This window comes from Paraburkholderia translucens, from assembly GCF_020881035.1.
GTDB lineage: Bacteria > Pseudomonadota > Gammaproteobacteria > Burkholderiales > Burkholderiaceae > Paraburkholderia > Paraburkholderia translucens.
The window spans coordinates 125,319-142,313 of record NZ_JAJITC010000013.1 but is presented as its reverse complement, the minus strand read 5'-3'; the positions used below and the strand labels follow the sequence as shown (position 1 = coordinate 142,313).

Below are 16,995 nucleotides of genomic sequence, written 5' to 3'. Positions count from 1 at the left end.
AGACCGTTGTGCGATCCTCAGAAATCCTGAACGGTAGGGCGAATCACGATTTCGTTAACGTCGACCGAGCGAGGCTGCTCGATCGCATACGCGATGGCTTGTGCGATCGCGTCAGCCGGAATGGCCATCTTGTAGAAGTCGACGACGAAGTTGCGGCTTTCGTCATGGGCGGAACCGTATTTCAGATCTGTGTCGATCGCCCCTGGAGAAATCACGGTCGTGCGAATGTTGCCGCCGACCTCGTGACGCAGACCTTCCGAAATGGCGCGGACGGCGAACTTGGTGCCCGAATAGACTGTGCCTCCGGGGCTGAAGACCTTGAGGGCTGCGACAGACGCGATGTTGACGAAATGACCTGATTGCTGCTTTTCGAACACCGGCAACGCCGCCGCGACACCGTACAGCAGGCCCTTGATGTTTATGTCGATCATCCGGTCCCATTCGTCCGTCTTGCGCAGCGAGATCGGAGCAATCGCCATCAGGCCTGCATTGTTGACCATTACGTCGAGGCGGCCGTGTTGCGAGACGACATCGCTGATCAGGCGATCGACCTGTTTCTGGTCGGTCACGTCGACCTGGTGAACGGACACCGTGCCGCCCTTTTCCTGAATGTCCGCGCCGATGCGCTGGAGCTTGTCGAGCCTGCGAGCGGCGAGGGCGACGGTGGCGCCTTTCGACGCGAGAAGCCTCGCGGTGGCTTCGCCGATTCCGCTGGAAGCACCGGTAATGACGACGATTCTGGTGGACATGATTTCTCTCCGGGAAGTTGAACTGCACGGCGCCTATTGTCGTTTCAAATCAGACGGATGATTAGAGAGGCGCAGAGAGAACGACTTTTCCGTTCACGCAAAAGTCGTTCGAGCGGCGCAAGCCGCAACGCCGGCGTGGTGCATCCCGCATCGACCAGCGGTTCCATGATCGCGCGATTAGCATTGAGGTTCGACAGTTAAAGATCGCTTTCATGGCGCAGCCGGACGCGTAGCGTTCGCGACGCTGATTGGCTGCGGCGCGCGCACGCAACATGCGTTTCGGAATGTGGACGTAGCCGGTGTGCGAAGTTCGCGACATCGACGAGCTATGCGCGAGCCATATCGTGTCGGCGAGCTACGTGAATACGCTGAAGCTCGAACGCAACCAGCATGTCCTCACTTCGTGGCGCGCGCGTTTCGGCGACCAGCCGGCGAGCATGAGGTCGGAGATGGCGTGCAACCAGGTGCACCTGTTCGCGCTTGCGCTCGCGCGCACCCATGACGTGCAGTTTGACTCGCCCGAGGGGTTTCTGGTCGGCCCGGAGACGCGCAGCGCGGGCAACCGGTGCGCGGCCGATACCGAGGCCACGCTGATCGCGCTGGCGGACTACGAAAACCCGACCGCGCTCGATAACTCGACATGACGTGGGGTGCGCGCGGGGGCGTAACTGCGACGGGCATCGCCGATCAGGGTGTCCAGCGATAGATGATGACGCTGGTTCCGTTGTAGTTGTCCTTCGTGATCACGTACTCCCCGGTCGAGCGACGGTATGATCTCAGACCGTACATGGAATCCACGTCATTGCCGACGTAAACGGTATTGGGGTTGCCGTTGATCAACGTGGTGTCCAGACTGCCGGTAGTCAGATTGAAGGCATCGATGTTGGGTACGGTGTGTACGTATCCGACGAACAGATAGTTGCCGGCCGCCGTGATCGACTTGGGATTGGCGCTGGTGAGGTTGATTATGGGATTGGGAACGGTCGTGTTGCCTGCGAGCCAGCCGTGATACACCTCAATTCGCGTTCCGATCGACGTCCAGTCCGCGCTCCCGACAATTCCTTGGGCCAGGATCATCGTGTCGCTTTCCGGCACGTAGATGATCCGTGTCAATGGCGTGATCGTGCCCGGAATGGGCGTTGCAATGCCTGCTCCCCAACTCGGCTGACCGTTGGCATCGAAGCCGGTCAGCGGATAGTGCCAGATGGCATTCGTCTTGTCCAAACCGGCCCAGACGTCCCCTTTGCTGTCGATGCAAAATCCGTCCCTGACCGGTGCGGTCGTATTGAACGCCGTCCCCGGAAGCGTGGCGTCCGGTATTGCGATGTAGCCATGCGCAGCATTGAAGTGGAAGAAATAGAAGGTATCGGGATTCTGGCTGGAGGCCACGAGGATCCGGTTGGCGCCGATGGTGGCAAGTTGGCCGAAGTGCTCACCGCGTGTGCGATCGTTGATGTTGATGCGTGGATCGGATGGATAGTCGATCGGATCGACAGTGTTCGCTACGAAGGTTCCCCCAGCGGTGCCGGTGTAGATGTTCGTGGCTCCATAGAAGTACGCGCCGTCAGTAGCCGGGTCCGGAGCGGCGACCCCCTCGAAGTTCAGCGATTGAAGCTTCCATTGCAGGTGGCCAGAACTGTCGTAGGCGTGAATGTCGGTGCCGCCGTCGCGGCCGAGGTCCCAGCTTCCGCCCCACGGGTTGTTGAGCACGTACAGATTGCCGGCGGCGTCTTTTCCGATGCCGGTGACGCGGGTAAAGCGCTTGTCGCCGACCTGGCCTTTGATTCCCGTTGTCGTATCGAGATATCCCCCCTGAATGCCAAATGTACTGATCAAGGATGGAATGCCCAAAGTGTTATAGATCTTGATGTTCATGTCGGGGCCCGCGTCGCCGATCATGAGCACCCCGGTCGACGAATCGAGATACAGCGAGGACGGTCGAGAAGCGCCGGACATCTGGATGGTGTTCACGAGCACGCCGGCCGGATTGAATTCGAGGATCGCGCCCGCGCTCTTCTGCGCGACCCAGACGTTTCCTGCGCTGTCCGCCGCGAGCGCGCCAGGGCCTGAGACCGCGATATCCTGCCGCCAGACGCCTTCGGTGGTGTAGACGCGGATGCGATTTCCAGGAGAGTCGCTTGCATAGAGGAGCGGGCCCGACGTCGCAAGTCCCGTGATTACGTCAGCCCGCGGCTCGGTCGTTGTCGCGCTGACCGAAATAAGAAAGTCGCGACTTTGAGTAGTTCGGTTGTATCGCCCGACCGCGCCGCTGCCGTAAGTCGAATTAAATTGCAGAGCGGCGAAGATCGAAGCTGCATTACCGGTGATGGCGCTGCCCTGAAACTCGCCGTGACCTCCTATGGACCCCAGGCTTTGACCGTTCTGGTATATCGCGACACCACCTTCGTTTTCGTCCCACATGGAAGCCGTGTAGATGACGCCCTCGGGCGCTATCCACATGGAGCGCGCGACGCTACCCACGCGAGTAGCGTTGCTCCCAAATGTGTTCGCCACCCAGTCGGTGGTGTACTGTCCCTGGCACTCTGGAGCAAGCGTAGCGATAAGCAGTGCGGCGAGGAACATGGCATAGATTCGTTTCATCATCGTGAAGCATGCCCTCCTGAGGCAGCTGATTCGGGGGATTGCGGTTTGGCCCATGCTCGCTGCCAAAGCAGCATCATGGGTTTTGCACGGGAACCGAATGATGGTTCCTGTGGCTGCCTTACGTGTCGTGCTGGCGTGCGCGCTATGGGCTGGAAGATTCTTCGATTGAAAGGAGCCGTCTTCGGAGCGCGTCGGGCGCCGCTCGCCTGTTGGGCGAGCGGCGTTTAGCAGGAAACTGTCCTTGTCCACTCGCCGCTCCGGCAAGTGTCGTCGCGTCCGTCTAACTCAACGCTGCGTTCGAGCGGTATATCGGCGAGGTGCGGAAAAGGTTGAGCTGTTGGCGTTTCCAAAACAGGCAAACGCGTTGGCGTCCCGCCCGAGCAGCGCTTTCAGATGGTTCGCGAGGTGGAACAGCGTTCACGTGCCGACTGGGGGTTCGGGGTGGCAAGCGTGTCCCGCTAGCGGGTGAATTCTCGCGGGGCGAAGCTGCGGTAAGGGCTGACTACCGAAGTTCGAGGCTGAGGGCCGGGCGAGCGGACTCGGTCGGCTGCCGAAGATCTGCGTTCGGCCACCTTGAGACAGTCGAGACGATGGAGTAGTCGTCGACAAAAATAGCTATTTGACGGCGGACAGGCGATACGCGCGGGGAACGCTACCTTCTTTGGAATACTGACGGCGGTATGCGCATTCCTCGGCGGCTTGATGTGGTGGGACGTCGCCCGGGCAGTTGCATCCGGGAAAATTCAAGACGGCAAGTACGGCCCCTCTGTTACGCGATCGATATCGAATTCGGACGCATCGGGAATCTGCGCGATTTTCGCCGAGGTCGCCGGATTAAAGACCGGAAAAGTGTTGCCTGAAGTGCTGCAGGTTTTTTCGCCGTTGTTAAACATCGTGTCCGGCAGGTACACGGCAAGCTTGTTTTCGCTCATGGTCCGGTGTCTCCGTTGAGTACGTCGTTCGGTTGCGGAGGAAGGTGGCGGCGCACAGCAGATTCGCCGCTGCGCCGAGCACAAACAGCACGGCGAATCCGTCGCCGAAAAAATAAGGGGATGTCGATAGCGCGGCGCCCGCCACCATGCCGGCGTGATGCGCGGCGCCTGGGCAGGTGCTCGTCGATGCCCGCTGCGGATTGCCGCGCAGTGTCGCGAGCGCCGGAACCGTCAGGCAGTCGAGCAGCAAAAAGATCCGCGCGCCAAGGGGTGCGAGCGGAATCAGCATGGTGTCGTCGGAGAGGGCGAGCGTCGCGATCAGCACGGCGCGCGCGACGTACAGCGCCGTCAGCAGGCCATTGCCGCTGCCGCGCGAACGGTCTGCAAAATAGGCCAGCACGCACACGGCCGCGAACAACAATGCCATTTGCCACAGCGGTTGCTCAGCGCCCGCGCCGCACAGCGTGAAAAGCTGGAAGCGCGCGAGGGTGCCGCTCGACAAGCCCGCGAGCGATGCGAGCAGCGCGAGCGGTAAAGCCGAACGGGTTGCACTGGAATGCGCGCCGGACGGCTCGGCGTGATGCGGCACATCATCAGCAGCAACGCGACGCCCAATGCAACGCGCGACACGGCGCCAATACGCCAGCAGCAACGCACCCGACGCGAGCATCGCCGCGGCCGTCAAACCGCCGTGCGCGATGTCGCGCAAATAGGCGGGAGCGCCGTTCATCGCGCACATCGCGGCGATCAACGTCGCAGCGGTCTTCAGCGTCGTGAAGCTTTGCGACACGCGTGCGATCAGAAACGGCGCGGCCATCATCGTCGCCAGCGCGACGGCGCTCATGCCGAGTGCGACGGCGTGCTGGCGGAAACCGAAGCCGCTCTGCACCGGCAGCATCGACAGCAACGTCGTCGCGCCGCTCGCGATCAGCACGCACGCCGCGGCGGCCGCAGCGGCGGCAGCGGCGGCAGCGTCGGCAGTGCGCAGTGCATGACTGCCGGCTGCATCGCGGCCGCCGCGCATCGCGGCACGCTGTTTAGGGCTTGCAGCAGCCATGATCCGCAGGCTTGCCGTCTTCGACGCTGTTCATGTCGCGCTCGGCCGGCAGGTCCATCGTCGGATTCGCCGAGAAGAAGTTGTTCGGCTTCAGCATGAAACCGGCGTATTCGACCGGCATCACCGGGAAGTCTTCCGGCTTGCACACATGCGTGTGGCCGAAGCTGTGCCACAGCACGATGTCTTCGTTCTCGATGTTGCGATTCGCCTCGATATAGCGCGGCAGGCCGTCGCCGCCTGAATGCTGGTTCGGATAGTCGCCGCTCGCATAACGCTCGGCCGGATCGAACGGCGTGACCCACACGTGACGCGTCGCGAAGCCGCCGCGTTGCCGCACCTTCGACTGCTCGTCGGCGAGCATCAGCGGCGAGTCGTTGACGATCAGCTTGTAGCCCGGATTCGCGCCGACCCCATTCTTCACGTTCGGGTTCGAAACTTTCCAGTAGCGGCCGGTTCTGCCGTTCGCAACCCGCGCGGCTTCGCTTTCGGTCTTCAGCGTGGTTTTGGTCGTGTCGAATACGTTGCCGTACGGATTCGATTCGCCGATTGGACGCGGCACGAATTCGTGTTCGGTGACGGTATTGCGTTCGCCGTCGACCATCATGTGCATCCGCGCATTAAAAAAGTGCTGATGCGTCGGGCCGCCGAGATTCGGCGTGATCATGCCGCCCCACGGATACGTGTCGCCGTCGGCCACCGCCGACGTTTGCACGATTCCGGTCAGCTTGCATTCGAGCTGGATCGTGCCGTCCTGGTACAGGTACCAGTAGAAGCCGTAGTCGTAATTGCCGACAGTCGCAAAGAACGAAATCACGAGGCGTCGCGAGCGGCGCATTTCAAACACGCCGGTGCGGAATTCATAGTGCTTCCACAGCGTTCCGTAATCTTCTTCATGCATGCAGACCGCGTTCTTCATTGTGAACGCATTACCGAAATCGTCGGCGGACGGAATGTCGAAATAGCGGATCGTGCCGAGACAGTCGCAGCCGAGTTCGAGCTGGTTCGCGAGTTTGCCGAGGCCGTACTCGCCTGCATCGAACGCGCTTTTCCAGTAGTGATTCGTCGTCGGGTCCGAGTAGGGCACACACATTTCGGTGACACTCGCGCGGTAGATGATCGGGCGCGCGTTCTTGCCGTCGTCCCACGAGAGCTGATGCAGCACGAGCCCTTCGCGCGGCGTGAAGCCGACGCGGAAGGTCCAGTTCTGCCAGCTCACATGCCAGCCGTCGATCTTGAAGCTCGGTCCGTCCGGCTGATCGATCGACAGCGGCTTGAGCGTCTTGCGCGCTTCGCCGAGGCTCGGCGTGTCGTAGTTGTGCTTCGCGCGCGGGACCGGAATGATGCGGCCGTCGTCGACGAGTTCGATCACTTTCTTTTCCAGCAGATCGACGACCGCCATCACGCCTTCGATCGGATGAGCGTAGCCGTTGTCGGTCAGCGTTTCTCGATAGTAGCTCACGCAGCGCACGAGGCGCCGGCCGTTTTCGTTTTCACGATCGAAGCAGCCCGCCGAAAACGGATCGACCTGCACGCGTTCGAGATCCTTCTCGCTGAGGCCGCGCTTCATGATCGCGCGACGCCACGCTTCGTCATTCTTGACGATCTGCTCGGCGTTCATGAAGTCGTCGATCATGATCGGCGGCTGACCGTACGGCGCTTGATCGAACGGCATCACGCGGCGCGCCGCGATTCTTTTTTCTCTCAGGTCCACGTCGAATTCGGTCGTCGCGCCGTTCGTGCGATCGATCGCGAGCACGAACGCCGTGCGCGAAAAGTACTCGCCGGTCTTGAATGCGACGACTTCCGCTTTAGGCGGCTCGCGCAATTCGACCATCGGAAAGCGCACATGGTCATCGAAAATTTCGGCAGCTTTCACGAGATCGCAGGCGAGCTGCATTTCCTCGCCGCTCAACGGATCGAGCGGATGAACGGGGACGTGGGCGGCTTTCGTGGCATTCGTGTTCATAGGATTCCCGTAAAGAAGTTTGCTGGACCGCACAGCGCGCTCGTGAATTCGAAGAAGTGCGGCAAACGCTGAGTCGATGGCGAATCGTAGGAACCCAATTTTTTTTTCGCGCTTGCTTATTGCGCCAATTGGACGATAAAGTGCGCCAGCGGGGATGACCCTGGCAACCTGAAAGCGAAGACTGAGAGAAAACGCTCACCATGAAAAAAGTCACGCTCAACGGCAATTTCCCGATGATCCGCGCGGCGGTGATGGGGCCGGTCGTGCGCGCGCTCGACCAGGCTGGCGCCGATTGCGACGGGCTGCTCGAAGCGTTCGGCATGAGCCGGCGGCTGCTGTCGAATCCGTATGAGATTCTGCCGCTCACGCGCTACGTGGCGGCGTTCGAGCGCGCATCCGAAATGCTCGACGAGGCGGCGCTCGGCTTGCGCCTCGGCAGCGAATTGCAGTTGACGGAACTGGGGCCGGCGGGCCTCGTGTTTCTGTCGTCGCCGACGCTCAATTCGGCGATGCGCAAGTTCACGCATGCGCTCGCGTCATGGCAGAACACGACGACCTGCGAAGTGCTGCGGGACGACGAATGGCCGAGCTGGACCTACCAGATCGCCAGTCCGCAAATCTGGCCGCGCCGTCAGGACGCGGAGTACAGCATCTCGACGATGTGCCACATGATCCGGCTCGTGCGCGGTTCGGCGTGGAATCCGGTCGAAGTGCATTTCGAACACGGCGCGCCCGCCGACCTCAAACCGTATGCGCGGATCTTCCGCGTACCGGTGCGCTTTCAGCAGCCTTTCAATGGCGTGATTCTGCGTCCGCAGGATCTCGATGCATCGCTCAAAAGCGCCGACTCGCAAATGGCGCGAATGATGGAGCGTCACGCGACCGATCTGATGGCGAACGACGCGATGCCGCGCGGCGTCGTCGAGCAGGTGCGCGATCTGATCACGCGGCGGCTCTCGCATGAAAAGCTGATCGTCGCCGGTATCGCGAAGGACCTCGGGCTGTCGCATCGCTCGTTGCAGCGGCATCTGGCCGAAGAGGGCACGTCCGTGCGGCAGATTCTTCGCGAGGAGCGGCAGCGCAGTGTCGAAAGTCTGCAGCAGCGCGATGAACTGACGAATGCGGCAATCGCGCGCGCAGTCGGTTATGCGGACGCAACGGTACTTTGGCGCGCGACGCGCAACTGGAAAAAGGCCTGACGTATGCCGGCTTTCATGCTGAAAGTCTGCGTCGAAAAACGGCTCAAAAAGATAAAAACTCCGGTTTCCTAAGCATCGATTTCACTGATTAGGGACAACCCACGATTGCGCCCAACGCTCCGCCATTGGCGCGGTTTATCGAAAATTTGGCGCATTCGGCGAAGTCGTTTTATTTTTTAGCTACCTAACATGCGCTCAGCCCGAAGCATTTGACGTCGGTCAAGCGAGCGCCATCACCCAATCTTTGAAGGGTTCTGGTGAGTTTCAGACTAGCCAATAACATAGAGGCAGCAATGAACGAACCCTATTCGCCGACCACGCTGGTCGACGCGGAGAATACCGTGGAGTTGAAGGGCAATACACTGGGCTTGTGGCAGATCGTGTTTCTCGTGATATCCGCGGCGGCGCCGTTGACCGGCATGCTCGGCGCGGTGCCGCCCGCGATCAGTCTCGGCAATGGCGCAGGCATTCCGGGCGCCTTCGTGATTGCCGGTGTGATTCTGCTGATCTTCAGCGTCGGTTTTGCATCGATGAGCCGGCACGTCGTGCGCGCCGGCGCTTTTTACGCGTATATCACCGCGGGTTTCGGCCGGCCGGTCGGCATGGCGGGCGCGCTCGTCGCGCTGATGTCGTACACGTTCATCCAGATTGCGCTGTACGGCCTGTTTGGATTCTTCTGCACGGTGATCCTGTCGCCGCTGTTGCACACGGCGCTGCCGTGGTACGGCTATTCGCTGATCTGCGTCGCGGTCGTGCAATTCACGGGCATTCGCGGCATCGATCTGAACAGCCGTCTGCTCGGCGTGCTGATGTGCCTCGAACTGGGCATCCTGTTGCTGCTGTCGATCGCGATCCTGATTCACGGCGGCGGACCCGATGGTCTGACGCTCGCGCCGTTCTCGCCGCAGCACGTTTTCAGCGGCCACCTCGGCATTGCGGTGATGTTCGCGTTCGCGTCGTTTATTGGCTTCGAAGCGACGGCGATTTACGGCAAGGAATGCCGTGATCCGAAAGCCACGGTGCCGCGCGCAACGTACGTGTCGGTGATGCTGATTCTCGTGTTCTTCGCGTTCGTCACGTGGACCATCGTCTGCGCTTACGGCCTCGCGAATGTCGTCGATGTCGCGACCAAACAGCCCGGCGACTTCTGGTTCGTTCAATCGGGCAAGTACCTTGGCGGTGCCGTCACGACCGTGATGAGCTTCCTGCTTCTGAGCAGCATTTTCGCGAGCCTGCTGTCGTTCCATAACACGCTGGTGCGCTATATCCACGCGCTCAGCATGGAAGGCCTCCTGCCGCATGTGGTGAACCGCGTGCATGAAAAATACCGTTCGCCGTATGTCGCCAGCTATCTGCAGACGCTGTCGGTGTGCGTGCTGTTGGGCCTCTACATTGCAGCGGGCAGCGACGTGTTCAACATCGTGTTCAGCTGGAGTTCCGCGCTCGGCACGATTGGCATCGTGATGCTGCAGGCCGTCACGAGCTTCGCGGTGATCGCATTCTTCCGCAAGACTCGCAAGGACACGCGCGTCTGGCATTCGCTGATTGCACCGCTCGTCGGCGGCATCGGGTTGCTGTATATCGGCGTGATTCTGGTGCGCAATCTCGACGCGCTGAGCGGCTCCGATAGTCCGATCGTCAAGTCGTTCCCGTGGATCGTATTTACCGTCGCGCTGATCGGTGTCGTGATCGGTCTCATTCTGCGCAAGAAGCGCCCGGACGTTTATGTTCGCTTCGGCCAGTAGGACAGTCGTGCCTGCTTAAAAAAACGCGCCTCCGAAAACGCGCCCCGTACGCAATAAAAGCAGCCAAAACTCACTTTCCGGCATAACACCATGGCAGACAAATTCGTCAAGCGCTCGGCGCTTGCGCTGGCCGCGCTCGGCCTTTCGATCGGCGCACACGCGCAATCTTCAGTCACGCTGTACGGCACCATCGACGCGGGCCTCGTGTACACGTCCAACCAGCAGACTACGCACACGAACGGCAGCACTGACGGCCACGCGAATTACCAGCTTGCGGGCGGCAATCTCGTGCCGTCGCGCTGGGGCCTGATGGGCACCGACGATATCGGCGGCGGAACGACTGTCACCTTCACACTGGAAAACAGTTTTCTGATAGGCAGCGGCTCGCTGCTGCAGTCAAATACGCTGTTCAATCGCAACGCGTGGGTCGGCGTGAGCAACGGCACGTATGGCTCGCTGACGCTCGGCCGCCAGTACGATCCGTTCTCCGATTACCTCGGCGCGTACGCATCGAGCAATAACTGGGCGACGCTCTACGGCTCGCATTTCGGCGACGTCGACAACCTGAACGAAGCGTTCAACTTCAACAATTCGATCAAGTACATCAGTCCGAGCTTCGGCGGTCTGACGGTGGGTGGTTTGTTCAGCCTCGGCGGCGTCGCGGGCAATTTCTCCGAGAACAAGGGCTTCTCGCTCGCGGCGACTTACGCGCACGGTCCGCTGTCGCTGTCGGCGGGTTATCTCGAACTGAACCAGCCATTGCAGGCGGCGCTCGGCGGGACGAGCGGCTATATCGGCGACTTCAGCTGCGCGAACGCGAGCGCGTCATACTGTGAGCTGCAGGATGCGAGCAGGATCCGGATTTTCGGCGCGGGCGGCTCGTACGCATTCGACAAGCTGAACGTCGCGCTCAGCTACACGCATACGCGGCTGTCGGACAGCCAGTACTTCGCGAGCACTGCACGCCCGGAGGGCGCTAACATTTCGTTCGATATCGCCGAACTGAACACGACATATGCGTTCGCGCCGGATCTGCAGCTGGGCTTCGCGTATATCTTCAACGACGCGAAACCGTCGGGCTCATCGTCGACGCGGATTCACCAGGTGAATCTGGGGGCGGTGTATAGCCTGTCGAAACGCACGGCGCTGTACGCGGTGGCGATCGGGCAGAAGTCGACGGGGGCAGGGCTCGGCATCAATCCGTCGACTGGCGACTCGGAGAATCTCGCGCAGATTCCGAATCTCGTCAATTCGGACACGGACAAGCAGCTTTCCGTGATCGTCGGATTGCGGCACAACTTTTGAGGGCGTAAGTTGATGCGGTTGTGATTCGCGCTTGTGATTCAACTAGTGGCGGCTGTAGTCCGGGAACGCGCCAGTTGGCTCGTGAATGTCGACTGGCAGAAACGGGCCGGCTAGAGCCCGTTGAGGGACGGCGCAAACTTGTTCTCCGTTCACATGGCAGAACAGACGGAGGCTTGACCCACCGCCGGCCCGACCGTAGCTAGGCACTGTCCGGTCAGGTCCAGCCATTTTCTCTCGCGGTTGGGTTGCCATTCGAATGTCGGCTCCGCCGCTTCAAACCGGCATTCGATCCGTCAACGCGCGTGTCCTCCAACGCCCTGGCCGGCTCCGCCGGCCATCGGTCTCGTCTGCACACCGCGCTCGAACCGGCGGCAATCGGAAACTTCTTCGATTCGCTTGATTCATGTCAAGAGCGCCAGCCCGCCGTGCAGCACGATATGCACGTGAAGAGAAGAAAGAGCCTCTCCAAACACTGCGATCGAATGAGTGCGCGCGATGCGAAAGGAAGACCCAGCAGAGCATGATGGCTCCCGCTTACGATACTTTTATCGCGGTTGGCGCCCGACACTATATGGCAGGATGTGGACCCGGATTTATGCGTGGTTGACTGGACTTGGCGTGCTGCCGCGTATCCTTGTGTGCCTGGAGACGCAAGACTGTAGAAGTAGCAGGCTGGTTGCACATGTCCTTGTACCCGTTGTATTTGAAGGTGAACGATATCTTGTATCAATGCTCGGCGAGCAGTCAGGATGGGTCCGGGATATTCGCGCTGCAAACGGAACAGCGTTCCTGAAGCGCCGCCGAAAATACGCAGTAAGACTGGTCGAAATCCCACGGGGCCATCGCGCACCAATCCTCAAAGCGTGGTGCCAGATCGCCGCGAGCGGGCGCCGTCACATTCCGGTCTCATTTGACGCTTCGCTGAGCGCTTTTGAGTCTATTGCTGGCGACTATCCTGTGTTTCGCATTGATCCAACCTGACCCGATCGATATCGGAGGGGGCGTCCAGATCGATTCGAGTTTCGTTGCTGCACGCTTTATCCGCCTTCGCCCGCGGTTCGCAATGGGTCCCCACGCATGAATTGACTTCGGAAAACCTGCAAGTTACAAGCAAAACTCACGATGAATTCTTTTCCTCACCATGATTTTGTGGACTCACGAACTCTCGCAGCGTTGACCCTCGCAATTTCGGCGCTACGTGCTCGTATTCAACGAAGTGGGCGGCCTGCATCAATGCAGGCCGCGACGACGCTCTCGTGAACAGGCGGAGTTTCGTCGTCGGTGCCAGCGGCGGCGCCTTGATGATGGCGAGCGGCGCCATCGCGTGGATGTCGGCTGTAGGATCAATGGTCGACTACGAGGCCTATGCAAACGGCCTGCGCGCCGGTCTGACGATGCCGGCGGACATACGCGGCCTCCTCCGCTATGCAACGCTCGCCGCCAACAGTCACAATACCCGGCCTTGGCGTTTTCGCGTCGGCGAAGGGATCATCGACGTTCTGCCGGACTTCTCGCGAAGGACCCCGGCTGTCGATCCAGAGGACCATCATTTGTTCGTGAGCCTGGGATGCGCGGCGGAAAACCTCGCCATCGCAGCTACATCGTCGGGGCGGCCCGGCGAGCTCGAGATGCATCCGGACGGCGATTGGGCACGTTATGCATTTGTGAGCGGATCAATAAGGACTAGCCCGCTTTGTGCCGCGATTCCCAAGCGGCAATCGACCCGCACCGAATATGACCGGCGTCCTGTTCCTGCCGCCGAGCTTGCTTTGCTCGAACAGGCAGCGGCCATGCCTGGCGTCCACTTGGTACTGGTCACCGACCGGACGCGGGTCAACAAAGTCAAAGATCTGGTCGTGGCCGCCAACGGCATTCAGATGGCGGATTTGGCCTTCCTGAACGAACTGGAGCAGTGGATCCGCTTCAACCCGCGCAGCGCCATCAGGTCGGGTGATGGGCTGTTCTATGCTGCGAAGGGGAATCCCGTGCTGCCGAGCGCTTTTGGCCGCTTCGCGTTCGAACGTCTTTTCACCGCCGGCACCGAGAACGACAAATACGCCCGCCAGATAGATTCGTCAGCCGGCATCGCCGTGTTCGTCGGCGATCGGGCGGACAGAGCGCATTGGTTCAAGGTCGGCCAGGCATGTCAGCGCTTCGCTCTCACGGCGACGTACCTTGGGATCAAAGTCGCCTTCGTCAATCAACCCGTTGAAGTCGCGCGCTTTCGCTCTGAATTGGCAGGTCTTGTCGGCCAGGCCGGTCGGCGGCCGGATATTGTCCTGCGCTTCGGCTACGGGTCGACATTGCCTTTCTCACTCCGCCGTCCCGTAGAGGCGGTGCTGGCTTGATGCCATCGAGCTCGCCGAGCGGTTGACGCGGGGCAGGCCCGCGTAAACGGATGACGGATGCCCTCGCCCGGCGGGCTCCCATGCCTGCCGCACCATGAAATCGTACAGTCTTGGGACGATGCAACCCGCTCGCCCGCGTTTACAGCACATCCGTCGCCCTGCGTTCACCCGTACCATTCGTCGGTCAGATTCCGCGCCTTGCGACTGTTATTGTGACAGACGTTGCGAGTTCACCGTAGGCTGCGAGTTGCGCTGAGCGCATGGTGCGAAATGACTTCGATTGCGAGGCGGGAGAGAGTCGACAGTGGGCACCTGCTGTGCCGATGGCCGCTGGTCATTTGCGTAGCGCTGAACGCCGCAGGCCAGAGATGTTAAACCAGGGCTTCAGGGCACGTCCGAACGTCCGCTCCGCCCCGACCAACGGACTGACGCCCGCGATCATGTCGGTGGCGTCGGAGGCCGCCGGCGCTCATGATGCTGGCGGCCCCCGTATCGTGATAGGTCAGTGATGCGACCCAATCGTCAGGCAGAGGCGCGAGAATTAGAGGACCGAATCCCGGCGCCCAAAGTCGGACTCCGCGCCACTCATGACAAGCGCCTTGCCGGGCATGAGCCCATCGGGGACTTGACTAACGGAAGCCGTAGACCACGACCTTTTTACCCTCAAAGCTCTCTTGCACGCCTTGCTCGCAATTCGGTGGGCACGTTACGCCGTCCGGGGTCGCGCCTGACACGGTGACCGCTCGGTAGACAACGGATTGTACGAGCGTCCCGTCGGCAGCGACGACGATGTTCAGATCAGTCTCGACGCCAGCCGGCACGGCTCCGCCGGCGGTATAGACGATCTTCATGGTGCCAGTGCAATCGGAATTCACGGTGTAGGTGCCGGTCTGGTTCGGATTGAACGTTATCGAACCGCCTTTCGGCAGCCCGCCGATAACCCCGAAATCGGTGCGTGAAAAATGGCCCATACCGTCGAATGTCACCAGGGCGACGTCATCGAGGATCGACGTGGCGGCGTACGGATGTACCTTACCGTCGGCACCTATCAATCCAAGAATCTCTCCGTGACCGATGAATCCAAATGGTCCCTTTAGCGTCGCGTTCGAGCAAAGGCCGCCGTGGCCGTCGGAGCCGCCTGCCTGCGCGGCGCCGCTGAGCGAGAGAAGTGCAAGAGCCGTTGAAAACAAAATGCTTAAATGCTTGAGCTTCATGTTCATCTCCTTGTCACCGAATCAGGTCCGTAAATCACAGCGCGCTGGACTAGTTGTCTGGCTGGACCGGGCACCCAATTCAAATGAATGAAATAAAGAATGCGGCAGTGATACCTGGCTGCCGCAGTTTGCGGAACCAACGATAAGGGAACGAGGGGGCCGTCAGTGCGGCCGGGTGTTTTGCGGGTGAGCCGAGAAACCCCAGCCGTGGGCCAAAGTAATCAATGGCGTAGCACTTCACCAAGCAGTCATTTTTCGCTCGGTGTCGGCAGACACGTGCAGAAGGGGCGCACGAAAGTCCGCGCAATGGTGACTTCGTGAGTCGGCCACGCTTTAAAGTCGCATGGCAAAAACCAGCGTAATTCACGATGTCCGCAGATGCCAAGTGAACATCGGACAAAAGACAGGCACATTCAGGATTGTGCGATGCGAATAGTGCGCTAAACGCTGCATAACGAACGACTGCGAACGCTTCATAGGAAGCGCAGCGCGTAGGCGAAAATGACCGCTGCTAGAAAGCTGCCGTTGACGTGGCCTCACGATAAGCGTCCGAAACGGGTCGGGTCCACCCGAAGGCTGCTAGCGTTGTCCACCCCCGTTTGCAAACCACGTCCGGCAGCACGCGGCCAGAAAGACCCCTTCACCTGGAACGCAGCCCAGTCATTCCGGCGTCGACTCAGCCTTGGAAACGGCCAGTCAGTCCGCTGATCTGATACAAATTTAAGGGGTGCGGTGCGCAGTTCCGTCGGTTCGATCCCATCGCGATAGGCGCGGTGGCGCCCTGGACTTGTGCCTGCCTGCTACCTCTGTCTAACCTGCGCGCCATGCCAGGCAAGGGGGCGCAGCCGGGCAGGGGCGTGTCGCTTCGTCTGCAGCGCGGGCCGCTTGGGGAAACAGTTACAAGATAAGTGTTGACGCTGGTCCACCCGGCGGGTACTGTGCCGTTCGAAGTTCAAGAAGTTCGATTGCTGTTCATCAATTGCTCGCTGCTCAGCGGTATTCGTTGTCCTCTCCCTCCTTGAAGCTTCGCACACGCTCTAGTAGAGCAAATCTTCGTATTTTTCCTCAAGGATTCTTCATGGATACCGGCACCGTTAAGTGGTTCAACGACAGCAAAGGCTTTGGCTTCATCACCCCGGACAAGGGCGGTGACGACCTGTTCGCTCACTTCTCCGAAATCAGGGGCGACGGCTTCAAGACGCTGGCTGAAAACCAGAAGGTGAGCTTCGAAACGAAGCAAGGCCCGAAGGGGCTGCAGGCGGCTAACATCACGCCGCTGTAAAGTTGAAGGGCCCGGCCTCCTGTGACGGATGCCGGGTTGTAGCGACACCCTCGCGGAGCTTTGTCTCCCTCAGTTGGCGCGATGGCTCTTCGTTGGCATCTGTTTATTGAGCAGCTTGCCTCGCGCCATATGCCTCGTAGCGCCTCATTCTCCCCCACGCTTCAACGCCATTTTTCGCTTTTCGACTGCTTCAGAATTCGGCTCGAATGGCTTTGAATGGGCGCACCCGTGCACCTTTCGCAAGGCACGCGCGCACTCAAATATCATTAAAATTAAAATGCAAAACAAACAGATTCAACAATACAACGGCTACGCCGTCCAACCCTCGGTGCATCGTTTGCCCGACGGTAGCTTTTCGTCCAATCTGCTGCTTGAACGCATCGATAGCGAACGAGACGAAGGCCGCTACTGGTTCTATTCGCTCGATTACTTCAGGAGTGAAGAGCAGGCGTTGCAGCACTCGACCCATTGGGCACGCAAATGGGTCGACACGCGCGGTTGAAGACGACGCCACGGTTCGAACCACCCAACGCATCTGAGGCACCAGGGCGGTTGCAACAATGGTGCGATACGCGACCGTCGGCCATGCCCCCG

General features: G+C 60.3%; 12 protein-coding genes and 2 pseudogenes. 8 read left to right on the top strand and 6 right to left on the bottom strand.

The features are described 5' to 3' along the window. Positions 1-17: 17 nt before the first annotated feature. Positions 18-749: an SDR family oxidoreductase gene (locus LJ655_RS22560; RefSeq protein WP_230563436.1), complete on the bottom strand. Its 732-nt coding sequence runs from the start codon at positions 747-749 to the stop codon at positions 18-20. A gap of 323 nt (positions 750-1,072) precedes the next feature. Between LJ655_RS22560 and LJ655_RS30395 the strand changes: the two are divergent. Continuing rightward, a pseudogene (locus LJ655_RS30395) lies at positions 1,073-1,282 on the top strand (amino acid ABC transporter substrate-binding protein); the annotation flags it as partial. After that, positions 1,277-1,378 (top strand): annotated as a pseudogene (locus LJ655_RS22550) (ANTAR domain-containing response regulator); the annotation flags it as partial. The pseudogenes LJ655_RS30395 and LJ655_RS22550, both read left to right, overlap by 6 nt. Before the next feature lie 58 nt (positions 1,379-1,436). Here the strand turns inward: LJ655_RS22550 and LJ655_RS22545 are convergent. The 4 genes from LJ655_RS22545 to LJ655_RS22530 all read right to left on the bottom strand — a co-directional run bounded on the left by LJ655_RS22545 (position 1,437) and on the right by LJ655_RS22530 (position 7,308). Continuing rightward, the gene (locus LJ655_RS22545) at positions 1,437-3,353 is read right to left on the bottom strand and encodes an SMP-30/gluconolactonase/LRE family protein (RefSeq protein WP_230563435.1); all 1,917 of its coding nucleotides are present in this window, start codon (positions 3,351-3,353) and stop codon (positions 1,437-1,439) included. Positions 3,354-4,096: 743 nt separating this feature from the next. Beyond that, on the bottom strand, positions 4,097-4,285 hold the full coding sequence (locus tag LJ655_RS22540) for a hypothetical protein (protein ID WP_230563434.1): 189 nt from the start codon (positions 4,283-4,285) through the stop codon (positions 4,097-4,099). Then, on the bottom strand, positions 4,239-5,342 hold the full coding sequence (locus LJ655_RS22535; protein ID WP_230563433.1) for a hypothetical protein: 1,104 nt from the start codon (positions 5,340-5,342) through the stop codon (positions 4,239-4,241). Before LJ655_RS22535 ends, LJ655_RS22540 begins: the two co-directional genes overlap by 47 nt. Then, a complete protein-coding gene (locus LJ655_RS22530) occupies positions 5,323-7,308 on the bottom strand; it encodes a primary-amine oxidase (protein WP_230563432.1) in 1,986 nt (661 codons plus the stop codon). The genes LJ655_RS22535 and LJ655_RS22530 overlap by 20 nt, the downstream gene beginning before the upstream one ends. A 200-nt stretch (positions 7,309-7,508) precedes the next feature. Here LJ655_RS22530 and LJ655_RS22525 point away from each other — a divergent pair, with 200 nt between their 5' ends. The 4 genes from LJ655_RS22525 to LJ655_RS22510 all read left to right on the top strand — a co-directional run bounded on the left by LJ655_RS22525 (position 7,509) and on the right by LJ655_RS22510 (position 13,905). Then, positions 7,509-8,507: an AraC family transcriptional regulator gene (locus tag LJ655_RS22525; RefSeq protein WP_230563431.1), complete on the top strand. Its 999-nt coding sequence runs from the start codon at positions 7,509-7,511 to the stop codon at positions 8,505-8,507. 293 nt (positions 8,508-8,800) lie between these two features. Continuing rightward, entirely contained in the window at positions 8,801-10,252 is a 1,452-nt protein-coding gene (locus LJ655_RS22520) for an APC family permease (protein WP_230563430.1), read from the top strand. Positions 10,253-10,342: 90 nt separating this feature from the next. Next, entirely contained in the window at positions 10,343-11,557 is a 1,215-nt protein-coding gene (locus tag LJ655_RS22515) for a porin (RefSeq protein WP_230563429.1), read from the top strand. A gap of 1,256 nt (positions 11,558-12,813) precedes the next feature. Further along, complete coding sequence (locus LJ655_RS22510) at positions 12,814-13,905, top strand: Acg family FMN-binding oxidoreductase (protein ID WP_230563428.1); 1,092 nt, start codon at positions 12,814-12,816, stop codon at positions 13,903-13,905. Between the two features lie 629 nt (positions 13,906-14,534). On the opposite strand, the gene LJ655_RS22505 is transcribed toward LJ655_RS22510, so the two are convergent. Further along, positions 14,535-15,119: a hypothetical protein gene (locus tag LJ655_RS22505; RefSeq protein ID WP_230563427.1), complete on the bottom strand. Its 585-nt coding sequence runs from the start codon at positions 15,117-15,119 to the stop codon at positions 14,535-14,537. 1,078 nt (positions 15,120-16,197) lie between these two features. On the opposite strand from LJ655_RS22505, the gene LJ655_RS22500 reads away from it, so the two are divergent. Together LJ655_RS22500 and LJ655_RS22495 are read left to right on the top strand one after the other, a co-directional pair. Next, positions 16,198-16,401: a cold-shock protein gene (locus tag LJ655_RS22500; RefSeq protein ID WP_230563426.1), complete on the top strand. Its 204-nt coding sequence runs from the start codon at positions 16,198-16,200 to the stop codon at positions 16,399-16,401. A gap of 277 nt (positions 16,402-16,678) precedes the next feature. After that, positions 16,679-16,903, top strand: a complete 225-nt coding sequence (locus LJ655_RS22495) for a hypothetical protein (protein WP_230563425.1) — start codon at positions 16,679-16,681, stop codon at positions 16,901-16,903. Positions 16,904-16,995: the final 92 nt, after the last annotated feature.